The sequence below is a fragment of the Microvirga sp. M2 genome, from assembly GCF_047497095.1.
Classification (GTDB): Bacteria; Pseudomonadota; Alphaproteobacteria; order Rhizobiales; family Beijerinckiaceae; genus Microvirga.
This window is the reverse complement of sequence record NZ_CP134063.1, coordinates 1376502-1392188: the sequence shown is the minus strand read 5'-3', so window position 1 is coordinate 1392188 and position 15687 is coordinate 1376502. Positions and strand designations below refer to the sequence as shown.

Here is a 15687-nt window from a genome sequence, read left to right as displayed (position 1 = left end):
CCCTTACCGACGGCAACCGGATCCCTGCTCTCATCCGGCAGCCCTCATCCACGCCTCGCTCCGGACCGGAAGAGATTCCCGCGTCCCGGCACAACGGATGGCCTGGACCATGGCTTCGACGGCGGCGCCCCGTTCAAGGGCGCTGTCGCGCACCAGGGTCCGCCAGGTGAAGAAGCTGAGGGCAAGCTGCAGCATCGCGCGCTGCGTGGCGCTCAACGTCTCGCCGAGCACGTCGTGATAGGCCGCCATGGAGGGTCCGAAGCGGAGCGCGGCGATTTCCCTCGTCAAGGGATGATACTCGGCATCGCGCAACACGCATGCGGCCATATCGGCGTTACGCTCGTACCAGCCGTAGATTGCCGCAAGGCCTGCCCGGACCCGTTCGCCCTGGTCCCTGATCGTGTGCCAAGCCCCGGCATCGGGGAGAGGGTCGCGCTCCAGCGCCAGTCCCGAACAGGCCATCATAAGACTGCGCTCGTCCGGAAAATGCGCATAGAGCGTGTGCCGCTGAACGCCCGCCCGCTCCGCCACCATGCTGACGGTGGTGAGCGCCGGACCGACGGTGCCATGCATCTCCACCGCCGCTTCGACGATGCGCCGCCGGGTTTCCGCCTGCTGCTCCGCCCGCCGTTTGAGAGTGTAAGTCCGCGCCATGGCCTCTTTCGCTGCACATTGATGTGCATTCATATTGACAGATGTTTCATTATTCACTACACACATATGTACTCTCAAAACGAATAAAAGTCCATTGTTGCCCGGTGGCCTGCAGCGGCCGTCCAGATCATTGCACGGAGGAAGTCATGGAAACGAAGATCAGCGAAATCGCCAACGGCATCTACAGGCTCTCGACCTTCGTGCCGCAGATCGCTCCGCCGGCGGGCTTTACCTTCAATCAGTTTCTCATCCTCGGCGACGAGCCGCTCATGTTCCACACCGGTCTCCGGAAGATGTTTCCGCTGAACCGGGACGCGGTGAGCCGCATCATTCCTCTCGAGCGCCTGCGCTGGATCACCTGGGGTCATTACGAGGCCGACGAGTGCGGCGCGATGAACGAATGGCTCGCGGTCTCCCCCCAGGCGCAGCTCGCCCACGGCTATACGGGCTGCAATGTGTCGGTGAACGACATGGCGGACCGCACGCCCCGCGAGCTGAAGGATGGCGAGGTGATCGATCTCGGCGGAGGAAAGCGGGTCCGCTATATCGACACCCCGCATACGCCGCACGGATGGGATGCGGGCGTGGTGTATGAGGAATCGACCGGCACCCTGCTGTGCGGCGACCTTTTCACCCAGCTCGGCGATGGACCGGCCCTGACCGATGGCGACATCGTCGGTCCGGCGATAGCGGGCGAGGATCTGTTCAAGTATTCCGGCCTCAGCCCCAATATGGGAGCGACGATCCGGGACCTCGCAAAGTTGTCGCCGCGCACGCTGGCGCTGATGCACGGCTCGTCCTTCTCGGGCGATTGCACGGCCGCGCTCCACGCGCTGGCGGACGATTACGACCGCCGCACGAGCGACTTCAGGGATGCGGTCATGGAAGGCAAGGTCGCCTAAGGCCAAGGCGCCCGGGTCTTCCGGCGGGCGCCTCTCGAGTCGAGGCCTCGGAGCACCACCCGGGGACGTCACGCTGCGGAAAGTTTACATGGTCCGATTCGTTCTGCCGACCCTTCTGTCCCGCCTCTTGGCCGCCCTCTTCTCAAGGAAAGGCCACAAGGCGGCCACGGCCGCGGCTCGCCCGGGGGGCTGGCGAGCCGCGATCCTGGAAAAGCGGTGACAGGGCGAGTCCTTCGTTGACGAAGGGTGGTCCGGACTGCACCCGGGCCACGCTCTCTTGACCATTTTCCGGCGTAGTGGATCCGGATCACCCTTTTGGCAGCATATCCTTCACGAGGCCGCTGGCCTTGGCGAAATCCATGCGGCCCGCGTATTGGGCCCGGAGGGCACCCACCACCTTGCCCATATCCTTCATGGAGGCGGCGCCGGTCTCGGCGATGGCCGCCTCGATGGCGGCCTTCATCTCGGCCTCGTCCATCTGCTTGGGCAGATAGGAGGAGATCACCTCGACCTCGTTCCTTTCCTGTTGAGCCAGCTCGGTCCGGCCACCCTGCTCGTACATGGTGATCGATTCCTGGCGCTGCTTCACCATTTTCTGCAGGAGGGCGAGGATGTCCTCGTCCGACAGCGGCTCCTTGCCTGCGCCGCGGGCCTCGATGTCCTTGTCCTTCAGGGCGGCCTGGATCAGGCGGATCGCGCCGAGCCGGCCCTTGTCCCCGGCCTTCATGGCCTCTTTCATGTCGGCGGTGAAACGTTCGCGCAGCATTGCGGATCTCCTTTGAATTTAAGGCGGCTCAAGCGTTGACGGAATGCGAACGGCCCCTTAAGTCACGGGAACAGTTCACGGCGGCCCAAGGCGGGCCTGTTCAAGCACGGCCTGCTGGCCCCGGACTTACAAGAGATCATGACGATGCTGCAAGACAAAGACACGGCGGGTGGCTGGGAAGAGCCGCGCGCGACGGCCGTTCTCGTGCTCCAGGACGGCACGGTGCTGGAAGGCTTCGGCATCGGCGCCGAGGGCGAGGCCACCGGCGAGGTCTGCTTCAACACGGCCATGACCGGCTATCAGGAAATCCTGACGGACCCTTCCTATGCCGGGCAGATCATCACCTTCACCTTCCCGCATATCGGCAATGTCGGCACGAATGACGAGGATATCGAGAGCGTGAACGCCGCCTCGTCCTCCGGCGTGCGCGGCGTGGTGCTGGCCGCGACCATCACCGAGCCGTCCAACTGGCGCGCCTCCCGCGACCTGGATGCCTGGCTCAAAGCCCGCCAGATCGTCGGCCTGAGCGGCATCGACACCCGGGCGCTCACCGCCCTGATCCGCGACAAGGGCATGCCGAACGCCGTCATCGCCCATAGCCCGAGCGGCACGTTCGACCTGGAAGCCCTCAAGGCCAAGGCCGCCGCCCTGCCCTCCATGGACGGACAGGATCTGGTTCCCCTGGTGACCAGCACCCAGCGGTTCGACTGGGAGGAGACGACCTGGACGAGGGGTGAAGGCTACGGACATCAGCAGGCGGAGCCGAAGCATCACGTCGTCGCCATCGATTACGGCGTGAAGCGCAACATCCTGCGCCTCCTCGCCCGCGCCGGCTGCAAGGTCACGGTGGTGCCCGCCACGGCGACCGCCGAGGACGTCCTGGCCCTGAAGCCCGACGGCGTGTTCCTCTCCAACGGTCCGGGCGACCCGGCGGCGACCGGCGAATATGCCGTGCCGGTCATCCGGAAGGTGCTGGACCAGAAGATCCCGACCTTCGGAATCTGCCTCGGGCACCAGATGCTGAGCCTGGCCGTCGGGGCCAGAACCAAGAAGATGCACCAGGGCCATCACGGCGCGAACCATCCGGTCAAGGACAAGACCACCGGCAAGGTCGAGATCACGTCCATGAACCACGGCTTCGCGGTGGACCCGGAAACCCTGCCGAAGAACGCGGTGGAGACCCACGTTTCCCTGTTCGACGGCTCGAATTGCGGCATCGCGCTGACCGACCGCCCGGCCTTCTCGGTCCAGTACCACCCGGAGGCCTCCCCGGGGCCGCAGGACAGCCACTACCTCTTCGATCGCTTCGTGAAGCTGATGGATGAGGGCAAGGCCGGGCAGTAATCGACCGCCCTCCGGTCCGAACGAACAGGCCATGCGCCGCTCCCGCCCGGGGGCGGCGCTTTTCCTTTCAAGCGCCATCCTGTGCTTTTTGTCACTTTGCGCGCATCCGCGACAAAGGCGAGCGTTGCCCTTTGCGGCCAAATCGCGGTAACCAATGATTAACCATAACAACCAATGATTCCGGGCTTCCCTGGGGGTTTCTCCGATGGATTTCGATCACGATTCCGGCGAATTCAGCCGTTTGCACAATCTCTTCACCTTTCACCTCGGCGTAGCCGTCACGCTGTCCTGGCTGACGTCGCTTTATGCGGCGGCCTATGCCCCATGGGTGCGCAACATCCGCCCCCTCCTCGATCCGTCGAATGTGGGACCGGCCGAAAGCACCTGGTCGTATCTCTTCATCTTCCCCGTCGTGCTGACGACGGCATGGCTGATCTCGATCTTCGGCCAGAACATCCTCGCCCGGTTCCGTCTCCTGAAGAACCAGGCCATCGAGTTCGGCATCGCGGCGGCCGTGGCGTTCGCCATGTTCTACCTCTCCATCGACCGCGCCGTCGCGGCGATGTTCCTCGGCATGTAAAACCGGGCATGTAGAACCGGGCATGTAGAACCGGGCCTCAACGCCCCAGCTCGATCTTTCGATCGGGCCGATCTTTGGATTGGGCCGATCTTTGGATTGGGCCATGCGTTCCCCCTCTCGAACGAGAAGGGAGATCCGCATGGCTCAGGCAAAAGGATACGGCGACCCGAAGGGCTACAATGCGCCGCTCGGCACGGAGACATACGTCTTCCAAAGCAACGGCATCGTGCCGAATTCGCCTCTGCCGCTGATCGTCCGCCGGGGCGCCGTTTCGCCTGCCCAGGACGACCCGGCGAAAGCCTTCAAGGCCACCTTCGCCAGGAACGGCTGGACCAATGCCTGGATGGATTCCATCCACGACGACCATCACTACCATCCGAACACCCATGAGGTGCTGGGCGTCGTCTCGGGCTCCGCATCCGTGCGCTTCGGCGGCGAGGAGGGCGAACTCGTTGCGGTGTCGGCGGGCGACGTCGTCGTCATCCCGGCCGGGGTGGCGCATGCGCTCATCAACGCGAGCGGCGATTTCGCCGTGGTGGGCGCCTATCCGGACGGCCGCCCCTACGACACCATCCGGGACGATCCCGGAGCCCTGGCCTCCTCGCAGCAGCGGATCGGCCGGGTTCCGCTTCCCGATTCCGATCCCGTGGACGGCGCGGAGGGCCCGCTGACGAAACTGTGGACCTGACCATGATGAGGCCGGCGTAAGCTTCGGCGAGCGCATCGTGCGAAAAACCGGATCCACTTTTTCGCACGATGCGCTAGAACTCGCCTCATGACGAACTGGCGAGACTACTGGAACCAGGACACGCCGATCTATTCGGGCGAGCGGCACAAGCTTTTGCATTACAAGCTCGTGGCGAGCGACATCGTCGGGCTCATCCCCGCGCCCGATGCATCCGTGCTCGACTACGGCTGCGGCGAAGCCCTCTTTGCGGATCAGGTCGCGGCGAGGTGCGGCAGGCTTTTCCTGAGCGACGCCGCCCCGCTCGTGCGCGAGCGGCTGCAGGCGAAATTCGGCCGCAACGGGCGTGTCGCGATCCTGGCCCCCGAGGAGATCGCCGGCCTGGCGGATGAATCGCTCGATCTCGTCGTGGTGAATTCGCTGCTGCAGTACCTTTCTCTCGAAGATCTGCGCGCCCTTCTGAAGCTCTGGCGCGCGAAGCTGAAACACGGCGGCAGGCTCGTCATCGCGGACGTGATCCCGCCCGACGTGAGCCCGCTCACCGACGCCAAGGCCCTTCTCGCCTTCGCCTGGCGGGGCGGTTTCCTGGCATCGGCCCTCAGGGGCCTCGCCCGCACGGCATTTTCCGACTACCGCCGGATCCGCGAGGAAATCGGCCTTGCCCAGTACGGCGAGGACGAAATGATCGACATTCTTCGGGATGCCGGCTTCAGGGCCGAGCGCGCCGCCCGCAATTTCGGCCACAACCAGGCGCGGATGACCTTCACGGCATGGCCCGCCTGATTCTCTCGCGTGGGCAGCGGCGCTCCTCGCGGGCGCCCCTGTCTGACATTCGGCCCTGAAAAGACTGCCCGCCGGAGCAAGTCCGGGCGGCAGGGCCGTCATGCGAAGGTCCAGGCCTTGTGAGCCAGGAAGCTCCAGATCATCACGATGCCCGTGGTGACGATCTGCGCCGGCAGGTAAGGCCCTCCCACCCATTCCACCAGGATATGCATCGAAACCCACGTCAGAAGGAAGCCGACGAAGGCGACCAGCGCGAAGCGCCAGGTCGCTTCCCGGTGCGGACGGCTGCTCCGGTAGGTATGCCGGCGGTTCAGGCCGTAGGACACCAATCCGCCCGCCACGTAGCCGGCGAGCGTCGCGGGCACGGGGTGGCTCCCGCCCCCTTCGACGAGAAGGATGAGCAGGCCGTAATGCACAACGGCCGCCGCGAGCCCTACTCCGAAGAAGGCTGCGAACTGGCGGGACAGGCGGTGAAAGGAAGAAAGCGCGGTCACGCGCCCTCGTTAGCCTCTTTCGCGGGCTTCGTCACGTCGCCCCGCTGCAGACTTCCGGCGATTTTGCGGACGATGGCGCGCGGAAGAAACTTGGCCCCCAGGGCCCCGATCCAGTTGGTGCGGCCCGGGATCACGATGGCTCTGCCGGCCTCGTATCCGTCGACACCGATCCGCGCCACCTCTGCGGCCGACATGATGCCGGGCCTGAGGGCTCTGGAATATTCCACATCGGCCGTTGCGGAGAACTCGCTCTCGGTCGATCCGGGGCACAGGGCCGTCACCGTCACGCCCCGGGCCTTGGCCTCCTCGTACAGGGCCTCGGAGAGGGAGAGCACATAGGCCTTGGTGGCGTAATAGACCGCCATGTGGGGCCCTGCCTGGAAGGCCGAGGTCGAGGCCACGTTCAGGATGCCGCCCCGCCCGCGCTCGAGCATGCCGGGCAGCAGCAGACGGCAGAGGGCCGTCACGGCCGAGACGTTCAGGTCGATCATCGCCATCTGCCGCTCGAAGGGCAGCGTCGCGAAGTCTCCCCGCAGGCCGAATCCCGCATTGTTCACGAGCGTATGCGCCCGGATGCCCTGATCGCGGAGCATCTCGGCGAGGTCCTGCGGAGCGCCCCTGTCCTCCAGGTCGAGAGCCATGACTTCCACGGGGACGCCGTGGTGTTTCTGGATCTCCTCGCCCAGGGCCTCCAGACGCTCATGCCGCCGGGCCGCGAGAACCAGGGCATAGCCCCTGGCCGCGAAGACCCGGGCCAGTTCCGCCCCGATTCCGCTCGATGCCCCGGTGATGACGGTCCACCGCGGTTCGTCAGCCATGCTCGGCCTCCCTCAAGATTCGCCCGGTCGATCATGCCGCATGGGGAGACCTGTCGCCAAATCATAGGTGAGGCCTTTGAATTTGCGGCGGGTCCGTGTAAGAGCCTCACTCAACCTTCAATCTGACACATCCCGGCTGCGCTTAAAGCGCCGCATCATGCGGCCGCGCGGCTGGACACGCCTGGGTGGGCCAATGCCGAAGCGGACAGACATCTCCTCCATTCTCATCATCGGCGCAGGACCGATCATTATCGGTCAGGCCTGCGAATTCGATTATTCCGGCACGCAGGCCGTGAAAGCTCTCAAGGAGGAAGGCTACCGCGTCGTCCTGGTGAATTCGAACCCTGCGACGATCATGACCGACCCCGATCTCGCGGACGCCACCTACGTCGAGCCGATCACGCCCGAGATCGTGGCCAAGATCATCGAGAAGGAGCGCCCCGACGCGATCCTGCCCACCATGGGCGGCCAGACGGCGCTGAACTGCGCGCTCTCGCTGAAGAAGATGGGCGTGCTCGAGAAGTTCGGCGTGGAGATGATCGGCGCGACCGCCGAGGCCATCGACAAGGCCGAGGACCGCCAGCTCTTCCGCGAGGCCATGACCAAGATCGGCCTCGACACCCCGAAATCCCGTCTCGCCAACGCCTCGGCCCTGAAGAAGGCGGACCGCGACGCGTATCTGGCCGAGCTCGCCCGCCTCGAGGCCCTCGACATGCATCCGGGCGACAAGAAGCGCGTGATCGCCGCCTACAAGCTCAAATGGGACGCGGGCGAGAACGACCGCCGCAAGCGCTATCAGGAGCACGCCATGGGCGAGGCCCTGCTGGCCTTGGCCGAGGTGGGCCTGCCGGCCATCCTGCGTCCCTCCTTCACCATGGGCGGCACCGGCGGCGGCATCGCCTACAACCGCGAGGAATTCCTCGACATCGTGGAGCGCGGCCTCGACGCCTCCCCGACCAACGAGGTGTTGATCGAGGAAAGCGTGCTCGGCTGGAAGGAGTACGAGATGGAGGTCGTCCGCGACAAGGCGGACAACTGCATCATCATCTGCTCGATCGAGAATTTCGACCCGATGGGCGTCCACACGGGCGATTCGATCACGGTCGCGCCCGCGCTGACGCTCACCGACAAGGAATACCAGATCATGCGCGACGCCTCGCTGGCGGTTCTGCGCGAGATCGGCGTCGAGACCGGCGGCTCGAACGTGCAGTTCGCGATCAACCCGGAGAACGGGCGCATGATCGTGATCGAGATGAACCCGCGCGTGTCGCGCTCCTCGGCGCTCGCCTCCAAGGCCACGGGCTTCCCGATCGCCAAGGTCGCGGCGAAGCTCGCGGTGGGCTACACCCTCGACGAGATCGCCAACGACATCACGGGCGGCGCGACGCCCGCCTCCTTCGAGCCCACCATCGACTACGTGGTCACGAAGATCCCGCGCTTCGCCTTCGAGAAGTTCCCCGGCGCCGAGCCCACCCTCACCACGGCCATGAAGTCCGTGGGCGAGGCCATGGCCATCGGGCGCTCCTTCCCGGAATCCCTGCAGAAAGCCCTGCGCTCCCTCGAAACCGGCCTCACCGGCCTCGACGAGATCGAGATCGAGGGCCTCGGCAAGGGCGACGACAGGAACGCCATCAAGGCGGCGCTGGGCACGCCGACTCCCGACCGCATCCTGAAGGTCGCCCAGGCGCTGCGCCTCGGCATCAGCCATGACGAGGTCTACGAATCCTGCAAGATCGACCGCTGGTTCCTGGAGCAGCTCCAGGACATCGTCGACATGGAAGCCAGGGTGAAGGCCCACGGTCTGCCGAAGACCCCGGGCACCTTCCGTCAGGTCAAGGCTCTGGGCTTCTCCGATGCCCGCCTCGCGGTTCTGACCCGCGTGACCGAGACCGAGGTGCGCGAGGCGCGCCGGGCCCTGGGCGTGCGCCCGGTCTTCAAGCGCATCGACACCTGCGCGGCGGAATTCGCCTCGCCCACGGCCTACATGTATTCGAGCTACACCGCCCCGTTCGCGGGCAATCCCGCCGACGAGGCCGATCCGTCCGACGCCAGGAAGGTCATCATCCTGGGCGGCGGCCCGAACCGCATCGGTCAGGGAATCGAGTTCGATTACTGCTGCTGTCATGCCTGCTTCGCGCTCAAGGACGCGGGCTACGAGACCATCATGATCAACTGCAACCCGGAGACGGTCTCGACCGACTACGACACCTCCGACCGGCTCTATTTCGAGCCGCTGACGCAGGAGGACGTGCTGGAGATCATCGAGACCGAGCGCTCCAGGGGCACCCTCCACGGCGTGATCGTGCAGTTCGGCGGCCAGACCCCGCTCAAGCTCGCCCATGCCCTGGAAGAGGCGGATGTGCGCATTCTCGGCACCTCGCCCGACGCCATCGACCTCGCCGAGGACCGGGACCGGTTCAAGCGCCTGCTGGACAAGCTCCATCTGAAGCAGCCCAAGAACGGCATCGCCTATTCCGTGGAGCAGGCCCGCCTGATCGCCGCCGATCTCGGCCTGCCCTTCGTCGTGCGCCCGTCCTACGTGCTCGGCGGCCGGGCCATGGCGATCATCCGCGACGAGGCCCAGTTCGAGGATTACCTGCTCGGCACCCTGCCCAGCCTGATCCCGTCGGACATCAAGGCCCGCTACCCCAACGACAAGACGGGCCAGATCAACACGGTCCTGGGCAAGAATCCGCTGCTTTTCGACCGCTACCTCTCGGACGCCATCGAGGTGGACGTGGACTGCCTCTGCGACGGCAAGGACGTCGTCATCGCGGGCATCATGGAGCATATCGAGGAGGCCGGCATCCACTCGGGCGATTCCGCCTGCTCGCTGCCGCCCCGCTCCCTCTCCGACGAAATCATGGCCGAGCTGGAGCGCCAGACGAAGGCCCTCGCCCTCGGCCTCGACGTGGGCGGCCTGATGAACGTGCAATACGCCATCAAGGACGGGACCATCTACGTGCTGGAGGTGAATCCCCGGGCCTCGCGCACGGTGCCCTTCGTGGCCAAGGTCATCGGCGAGCCCATCGCCAAGATCGCGGCCCGCGTGATGGCGGGCGAGTCCCTCGCCACCTTCGCGCTCGCCCCGAAGGAACTGCCGCATATCGGCGTGAAGGAGGCCGTCTTCCCGTTCGCCCGCTTCCCGGGCGTGGACGTGCTGCTCGGGCCGGAAATGCGCTCGACGGGCGAGGTCATCGGCCTCGACCGGAGCTTCGGCGTGGCCTTCGCCAAGAGCCAGCTCGGGGCCGGCAGCCAGGTGCCGAAAACCGGGACCCTGTTCGTGTCGGTCCGCGATTCGGACAAGCCGCGCATTCTTCCGGCGGTTCGAATGCTGGAAGAGGCCGGTTTCCAGATCCTCGCGACGGCCGGTACCCAGAAATATCTGGTGGAGCAGGGCGTCAAAGCGAAGCGCATCAACAAGGTGCTGGAAGGCCGCCCCCACGTGGTCGACGCCATGAAGAACGGCGACATCCAGCTGGTCTTCAATACCACCGAAGGCGCAGGCGCCTTGTCGGATTCTCGCTCACTTCGGCAGGCTGCCCTCTTGCATAAGATACCTTACTACACCACTCTTGCAGGAGCGATCGCTGCAGCCGAGGGCATCAAGGCCTATCTCGGCGGTGATCTCGAGGTTCGAGCGCTTCAGGATTATTTCGCCTGAGGCCCTCGGCCTGCACAATGGAACTGCGAAGCTTCTGGTAAGTTTTCGTTGACTTGCGAGGGCGCTGGAAACAGCGGCCTCGTACCTCTTTTTGGACGAGACAAACGATGGACAAGGTCCCTCTGACGATCAAGGGTTTCGCGGCGCTGGAGGAAGAGCTCCGGCAACGGCAACAGGTCGAGCGCCCCCGCATCATCCAGGCGATTGCGGAAGCGCGCGCGCTCGGTGACTTGTCGGAAAATGCCGAGTACCATGCCGCCAAGGAAGCTCAGTCCCTCAACGAGGGCCGCATCCTGGAGCTGGAGAGTCTGATTGCCCGCGCGGAAGTCATCGACATTTCCAAGCTCTCGGGCGAACGGATCAAGTTCGGTGCGACCGTGAAGCTGGTGGATGAAGACACCGAAGAAGAAAAGACCTACCAGATCGTGGGCGAGCCCGAGGCCGACGTCCGCTCCGGCCGCGTCTCGGTGGCCTCCCCGATCGCCCGTGCCCTGATGGGCAAGACGATCGGCGATACGGTGGAAGTGTCGACCCCCGGGGGCGGCAAATCCTACGAAGTCGTCGGCGTTCGGTTCAGCGTCTGATCCGATGAGGGGGGCCGAGAGTGAGACACCAAGCCATGCTCCCTTCATCCCGCCGGTCATTTCTCAAGAAACTCACCTGCGCCGGCCTCGCCGGCGCGGGCCTGTCGGCGCACGGCCCGGCTCAGGCTCAAGCCTTCCCTGAGGCGTTCTCTTCGTTTTCCGTCGATGTCGGCCCCCTGAAGGCCAAGGGCCTGGGCCCCTTTGCCGATCTCGTCGCACAGGCGGCGCTCGACGAGCTGCACCGCGCCTTCGCGGACCGGGTGAACCCTCGCGGCCCGCGTTTCGTCCTCGTCATCACGGACGTCTTCCTGACGCCCTTCCCGGATGCGGGCTCGGGCTTTCGGGGCCGGGACGGCGGCGGTGGCGGAAGCCATGACGGCATGGACGGGGAAGCCCTGGCGGTCGGCCCGAGGGGCGAGATCCTGGCCCGTCACCCGCAGCACGGCGTGCTCGACGTCGCGAGGAGAAGCACCGACCCGGACGAGCCGGGCCGCGCGGTCGCCCTCGCCCAGTTCTACGTGCAGTGGCTGCGCCGCAGGCTCTGACCGCGGCGCGACAGCCTTATTCCGCGACTTCCGCCATGTCCTCGATCGGAACGAGGGGCTCGTCCTTGATCAGGTCGAGGGTCAGGGCGGTGCGGACATTGCGGACGTTCGGCAGGGAGGTCAGTTCCGAGACGAGCCCCTGGAAGGCGCCCAGGTTCGGAGCCACGCATTTCAGGATGAAATCGATGTCGCCCGAAAGGGTCCAGCATTCGCGGACCATGGACCAGTCCTTCACCCGCTGCTCGAACTCCTGCAGCTCCTTCTTGCCCTGGACATCGAGCTGCACCATGGCGAAGCATACGATTTCGAAGCCCAGGCCCTTCGGGTCGAGGATGGCGCGGTAAGCCTTGATGATGCCGGCGTTCTCGAGAGCCCGGACCCTGCGAAGGCAGGGGGGAGCCGACAGGCCGACACGGCGGGCCAGCTCCACATTGGTGATGCTGCCGTCGGCTTGCAGTTCCTTCAGAATGGCCCAGTCAATCGAATCGAGGCGTCCGCGCACGATCACTCCAATTGGTCGCAGCCTGGGCCTGGAAGACGCCTTCCGCCCCGGATCATGCATCGTTCAAGCAAAAAACTCGTCTTGGCTGAGTAGACCGTGTAAACGGTCCGCACAAGCGGGACGGGCGATTAAGTCGCAACGAACCGGATGAACTCCACAGGCTCATTGATCGAATGTTGCGTGGCAATTCAAGCCTTATCTCCTGGGTTCTGAGCGATGGCAAGGCCGGAGACGAGCTTCAGGCCCTGAGCGTCGCCGAGGCGATGGGGCTCCAGCCGGAAATTCGCCGGGTCCGGCCCGGCGCGCCGTTCACCTGGGCGATGCCCTGGGGACCCATCGATCCCCGGGAGCGGCCGGGCGCACCGGACAGTCCGACCGCCGGGCCCTACCCCGACATTCTCATCGCGTCCGGGCGCAGGGCCGTGCCCTATCTGCGGTTCGTCAAGCGCGCCTCGGGCGGGCGCACCTATACGGTGTTCCTGAAGGATCCCCGCACCGGAGCGGAAACCGCCGATTTCATCTGGACGCCGGATTACGACCGTCTGCGCGGGCCCAACGTTCTGACCACGCTCACCCCGCCGCATCGGGTCTCCGACCGAAGGATCGAGGCCGCCCGCATGCATCCCGACCCGCGGCTCGCCTCCCTGCCCCATCCCCGGGTTGCGGTCCTGGTCGGCGGCGACAGCCGGCACCATCGCTTCACGGAGCGCGACATCGCCCTGTTCGTCGAGCGGCTGACCATCCTGGCGGAATCGGGGGCGGGCCTGATGATGACGGCCTCCCGCCGCACCCCCCATCCCCTCCGGGAAGCGCTGGCGGATCTTTCGGATCGGCATGGCGCCTTCTTCTGGGACGGCTCGGGCGAAAATCCCTATGTGGCCCTGCTCGGGCTTGCGGACTTCATCGTGGCGACGGCCGATTCCTCGAACATGATCGGAGAGGCCGCCGCATCGGGGAAGCCGATCCTGGTCTTCGAGCCCTCGGGCGGACATCCGAAACTCGCTGTTTACATGCAGAGCCTAAAAGCCCATGGAATTGTGCATCCCTTCGACGGCCGTCTTGTAGGACGGCCCTACGAACCCCTAAATTCAACCCTCAAGATTGCTGCTGCCGTTGTCCGGGGCTTCAGCCTTCACCGCCGCTCCCTCGGTTTGCCGGACATTGCGTTTTCGCTGGAGATTTCCTGATGGCCCATTCTCACGCCAAGCTCATCATCATCGGCTCGGGGCCCGCAGGCTACACGGCGGCGATCTATGCGGCGCGCGCCCTGCTGGAGCCCGTCATGATCTCGGGCTTCCAGCCCGGCGGGCAGCTCATGATCACCACCGATGTCGAGAATTATCCGGGCTTCGCCGAGGTGATCCAGGGCCCCTGGCTGATGGAGCAGATGCGCCTCCAGGCGGAGCATGTGGGCACGAAGATGATCTCGGACCACATCACCAAGGTCGACCTGAAGCAGCGTCCCTTCCGGCTGGAAGGCGATTCCGGCGAAACCTATACCTGCGATGCCCTGATCGTCGCGACCGGCGCACAGGCCAAATGGCTGGGCCTGCCGTCCGAGGGCCTGTTCCAGGGCTTCGGCGTCTCCGCCTGCGCCACCTGCGACGGATTCTTCTACCGCAACAAGGAAGTCGTGGTGGTCGGAGGCGGCAACACGGCCGTCGAGGAGGCGCTCTACCTCGCCCACCTGGCCTCGAAGGTCACCCTGGTTCACCGGCGCGACTCCCTGCGTGCGGAGCGCATCCTGCAGGACCGCCTGTTCAAGCACCCGAAGATCGAGGTTCTCTGGAACAGCGCCGTCGAGGAGATCTGCGGAACGGAGAATCCGAACTCGGTGACCCATGTGAAGCTGAAGAACCTCGCTTCGGGCGAGACCTCCGACTTCAGGACCGACGGCGTGTTCATCGCCATCGGGCACAAGCCCTCCACCGAACTGTTCGTCGGCCAGCTCGACATGAAGCCGGGCGGGTACCTCCAGGTGAGGCCGGGCTCGACCGGCACCAATGTCCCGGGCGTCTTCGCGGCCGGTGACGTCACGGACGACGTGTACCGCCAAGCCGTCACATCGGCAGGTATGGGCTGCATGGCTGCCCTGGACGCGGAACGCTATCTGGCGGCTCTGGAAGCGACCCGGGAAGCCGCGGAATAGGATTTATTAACAACTGGTTGACCCTTGGGTAGGATTCCTATTGCATCCTGCCTCCGGCTCGGAAGAGATAGGGAGCCCTGCGCCAAAGGAATGCAGGGCCTTCAGGGGAATGCTGTGGATTGGGATAAAATCCGGATTTTCTATACCGTCGCAGAAGCGGGAAGCTTCACCCGTGCCGGTGACGATCTGGGCTTGAGCCAATCCGCCGTGAGCCGGCAGATCAGCGCCCTGGAGCGCGAACTGAGGGCCCCCCTCTTCCATCGCCATGCCAGGGGCCTGATCCTGACCGAGCAGGGCGACCTCCTGTTCCGGGCGGCCCGGGACATGCGCATGCGCCTGGAAACCACCAAGGCCCGCCTCGTCGAGACGAGCGAGAGGCCTTCCGGCGAGCTGAAGGTCACGACCACGGTCGGGCTCGGCTCCATCTGGCTCGCGCAGCGCATCGCGGAGTTCCTGGACCTCTATCCGGACGTCCGGGTCGAGCTGATCCTCTCCAACGAAGAGCTCGATCTCGCCATGCGCGAGGCGGACGTGGCCATCCGTCTGCGGCGCCCGGCCCAGCCGGATCTGATCCAGCGGCGCCTCTTCACGATCCACTTCCACGTCTATGCGTCGGCCGAATACATCAAGCGCTTCGGCGAGCCGAAGACCCTGGAGGATCTCGACGAGCATCGCATCGTCTCCTTCGGAGGCGATCAGCCCTCCTATCTTCTGGCGGTCCATTGGCTCGCAACGGCCGGACGCGAGGGGCGCGAGCCGCGCCATTATCATTACGAAGTGAACAACATCACGGCCCTGAAGCTCGCCGTCGAAACCGGCGCGGGCATCGCCGTGCTGCCGGATTATGCGGTGGTGGGGAATCCGGGCCTGGTCCAGGTCCTGCGCGACATCGAGATGCCGTCGCTCGACAGCTATCTGGTCTATGCCGAGGAAATGCGCTCCGTCGCGCGCGTGCAGGCCTTCCGCGACTTCCTGATCTCGAAGGCCCAGCGCTGGACGTATTAGAGCCTCGAACGCAAAAGCGGGAACGGCTTTGCGTGAAATGATGCGCCCCACTCATGAGGAGCGCACCGTCCGGAAGAGACCGGTTGCCCGCATTCCGGCAGTGCATTGCCCATAGGGAGAAGCACCGGGAGGCCCCGGTGAAGGACACTTCTCACCTCTCCCGAACGCCCGTCCATCGGACGAATCCCTCTTCGCGGAAGGGGGCGTGGCAG

At 65.2% G+C, this 15687-nt stretch carries 17 protein-coding genes; 12 read left to right on the top strand and 5 right to left on the bottom strand.

Annotated elements, in window-relative coordinates:
• Positions 1 to 30: 30 nt before the first annotated feature.
• On the bottom strand, positions 31 to 654 hold the full coding sequence (locus tag RE429_RS06680) for a TetR/AcrR family transcriptional regulator (protein WP_414473545.1): 624 nt from the start codon (positions 652 to 654) through the stop codon (positions 31 to 33).
• Between the two features lie 146 nt (positions 655 to 800).
• Between RE429_RS06680 and RE429_RS06675 the strand changes: the two genes are divergently transcribed.
• Positions 801 to 1556 carry an MBL fold metallo-hydrolase gene (locus tag RE429_RS06675; RefSeq protein ID WP_370436582.1) on the top strand — a complete coding sequence of 252 codons (756 nt, stop codon included), beginning with the start codon at positions 801 to 803 and terminating at the stop codon, positions 1554 to 1556.
• Between the two features lie 88 nt (positions 1557 to 1644).
• Positions 1645 to 1776, top strand: a complete 132-nt coding sequence (locus tag RE429_RS06670) for a hypothetical protein (protein WP_414473544.1) — start codon at positions 1645 to 1647, stop codon at positions 1774 to 1776.
• A gap of 87 nt (positions 1777 to 1863) precedes the next feature.
• Here the strand turns inward: RE429_RS06670 and RE429_RS06665 are convergent, their stop codons facing one another.
• Entirely contained in the window at positions 1864 to 2322 is a 459-nt protein-coding gene (locus RE429_RS06665) for a GatB/YqeY domain-containing protein (RefSeq protein WP_414473543.1), read from the bottom strand.
• Positions 2323 to 2466: 144 nt separating this feature from the next.
• Here RE429_RS06665 and carA point away from each other — a divergent pair, with 144 nt between their 5' ends.
• From carA to RE429_RS06645, 4 genes are all read left to right on the top strand, one after another.
• Positions 2467 to 3666, top strand: a complete 1200-nt coding sequence (gene carA / locus RE429_RS06660; protein ID WP_414473542.1) for a glutamine-hydrolyzing carbamoyl-phosphate synthase small subunit — start codon at positions 2467 to 2469, stop codon at positions 3664 to 3666.
• A 205-nt stretch (positions 3667 to 3871) separates the two neighbouring features.
• Positions 3872 to 4246 (top strand): hypothetical protein, encoded by a 375-nt coding sequence (locus RE429_RS06655; RefSeq protein WP_414473541.1) that lies wholly within the window; start codon positions 3872 to 3874, stop codon positions 4244 to 4246.
• A 139-nt stretch (positions 4247 to 4385) separates the two neighbouring features.
• The gene (locus RE429_RS06650) at positions 4386 to 4934 is read left to right on the top strand and encodes a cupin domain-containing protein (protein ID WP_414473540.1); all 549 of its coding nucleotides are present in this window, start codon (positions 4386 to 4388) and stop codon (positions 4932 to 4934) included.
• Between the two features lie 87 nt (positions 4935 to 5021).
• The gene (locus tag RE429_RS06645) at positions 5022 to 5714 is read left to right on the top strand and encodes a class I SAM-dependent methyltransferase (RefSeq protein WP_414473539.1); all 693 of its coding nucleotides are present in this window, start codon (positions 5022 to 5024) and stop codon (positions 5712 to 5714) included.
• A 98-nt stretch (positions 5715 to 5812) separates the two neighbouring features.
• Here RE429_RS06645 and RE429_RS06640 read toward each other — a convergent pair whose 3' ends face one another.
• Together RE429_RS06640 and RE429_RS06635 are read right to left on the bottom strand one after the other, a co-directional pair.
• Positions 5813 to 6208 carry a GtrA family protein gene (locus tag RE429_RS06640; RefSeq protein WP_414473538.1) on the bottom strand — a complete coding sequence of 132 codons (396 nt, stop codon included), beginning with the start codon at positions 6206 to 6208 and terminating at the stop codon, positions 5813 to 5815.
• Positions 6205 to 7026, bottom strand: a complete 822-nt coding sequence (locus RE429_RS06635; protein WP_414473537.1) for an SDR family NAD(P)-dependent oxidoreductase — start codon at positions 7024 to 7026, stop codon at positions 6205 to 6207. Before RE429_RS06635 ends, RE429_RS06640 begins: the two co-directional genes overlap by 4 nt.
• A 193-nt stretch (positions 7027 to 7219) precedes the next feature.
• On the opposite strand from RE429_RS06635, the gene carB reads away from it, so the two are divergent.
• The 3 genes from carB to RE429_RS06620 all read left to right on the top strand — a co-directional run bounded on the left by carB (position 7220) and on the right by RE429_RS06620 (position 11819).
• Positions 7220 to 10690, top strand: a complete 3471-nt coding sequence (gene carB / locus RE429_RS06630) for a carbamoyl-phosphate synthase large subunit (RefSeq protein ID WP_414473536.1) — start codon at positions 7220 to 7222, stop codon at positions 10688 to 10690.
• 107 nt (positions 10691 to 10797) lie between these two features.
• Positions 10798 to 11274, top strand: a complete 477-nt coding sequence (gene greA, locus RE429_RS06625) for a transcription elongation factor GreA (RefSeq protein ID WP_370436573.1) — start codon at positions 10798 to 10800, stop codon at positions 11272 to 11274.
• A gap of 35 nt (positions 11275 to 11309) precedes the next feature.
• Complete coding sequence (locus RE429_RS06620; RefSeq protein ID WP_414473535.1) at positions 11310 to 11819, top strand: twin-arginine translocation signal domain-containing protein; 510 nt, start codon at positions 11310 to 11312, stop codon at positions 11817 to 11819.
• Between the two features lie 16 nt (positions 11820 to 11835).
• Here RE429_RS06620 and RE429_RS06615 read toward each other — a convergent pair whose 3' ends face one another.
• Complete coding sequence (locus RE429_RS06615; protein WP_414473534.1) at positions 11836 to 12321, bottom strand: Lrp/AsnC family transcriptional regulator; 486 nt, start codon at positions 12319 to 12321, stop codon at positions 11836 to 11838.
• 173 nt (positions 12322 to 12494) lie between these two features.
• Here RE429_RS06615 and RE429_RS06610 point away from each other — a divergent pair, with 173 nt between their 5' ends.
• The 3 genes from RE429_RS06610 to RE429_RS06600 all read left to right on the top strand — a co-directional run bounded on the left by RE429_RS06610 (position 12495) and on the right by RE429_RS06600 (position 15475).
• A complete protein-coding gene (locus RE429_RS06610; protein ID WP_414473533.1) occupies positions 12495 to 13508 on the top strand; it encodes a mitochondrial fission ELM1 family protein in 1014 nt (337 codons plus the stop codon).
• Positions 13508 to 14470 carry a thioredoxin-disulfide reductase gene (gene trxB / locus RE429_RS06605; protein ID WP_414473532.1) on the top strand — a complete coding sequence of 321 codons (963 nt, stop codon included), beginning with the start codon at positions 13508 to 13510 and terminating at the stop codon, positions 14468 to 14470. The genes RE429_RS06610 and trxB overlap by 1 nt, the downstream gene beginning before the upstream one ends.
• A 114-nt stretch (positions 14471 to 14584) precedes the next feature.
• A complete protein-coding gene (locus RE429_RS06600) occupies positions 14585 to 15475 on the top strand; it encodes a LysR family transcriptional regulator (RefSeq protein WP_414473531.1) in 891 nt (296 codons plus the stop codon).
• The last annotated feature ends 212 nt before the right edge of the window (positions 15476 to 15687 follow it).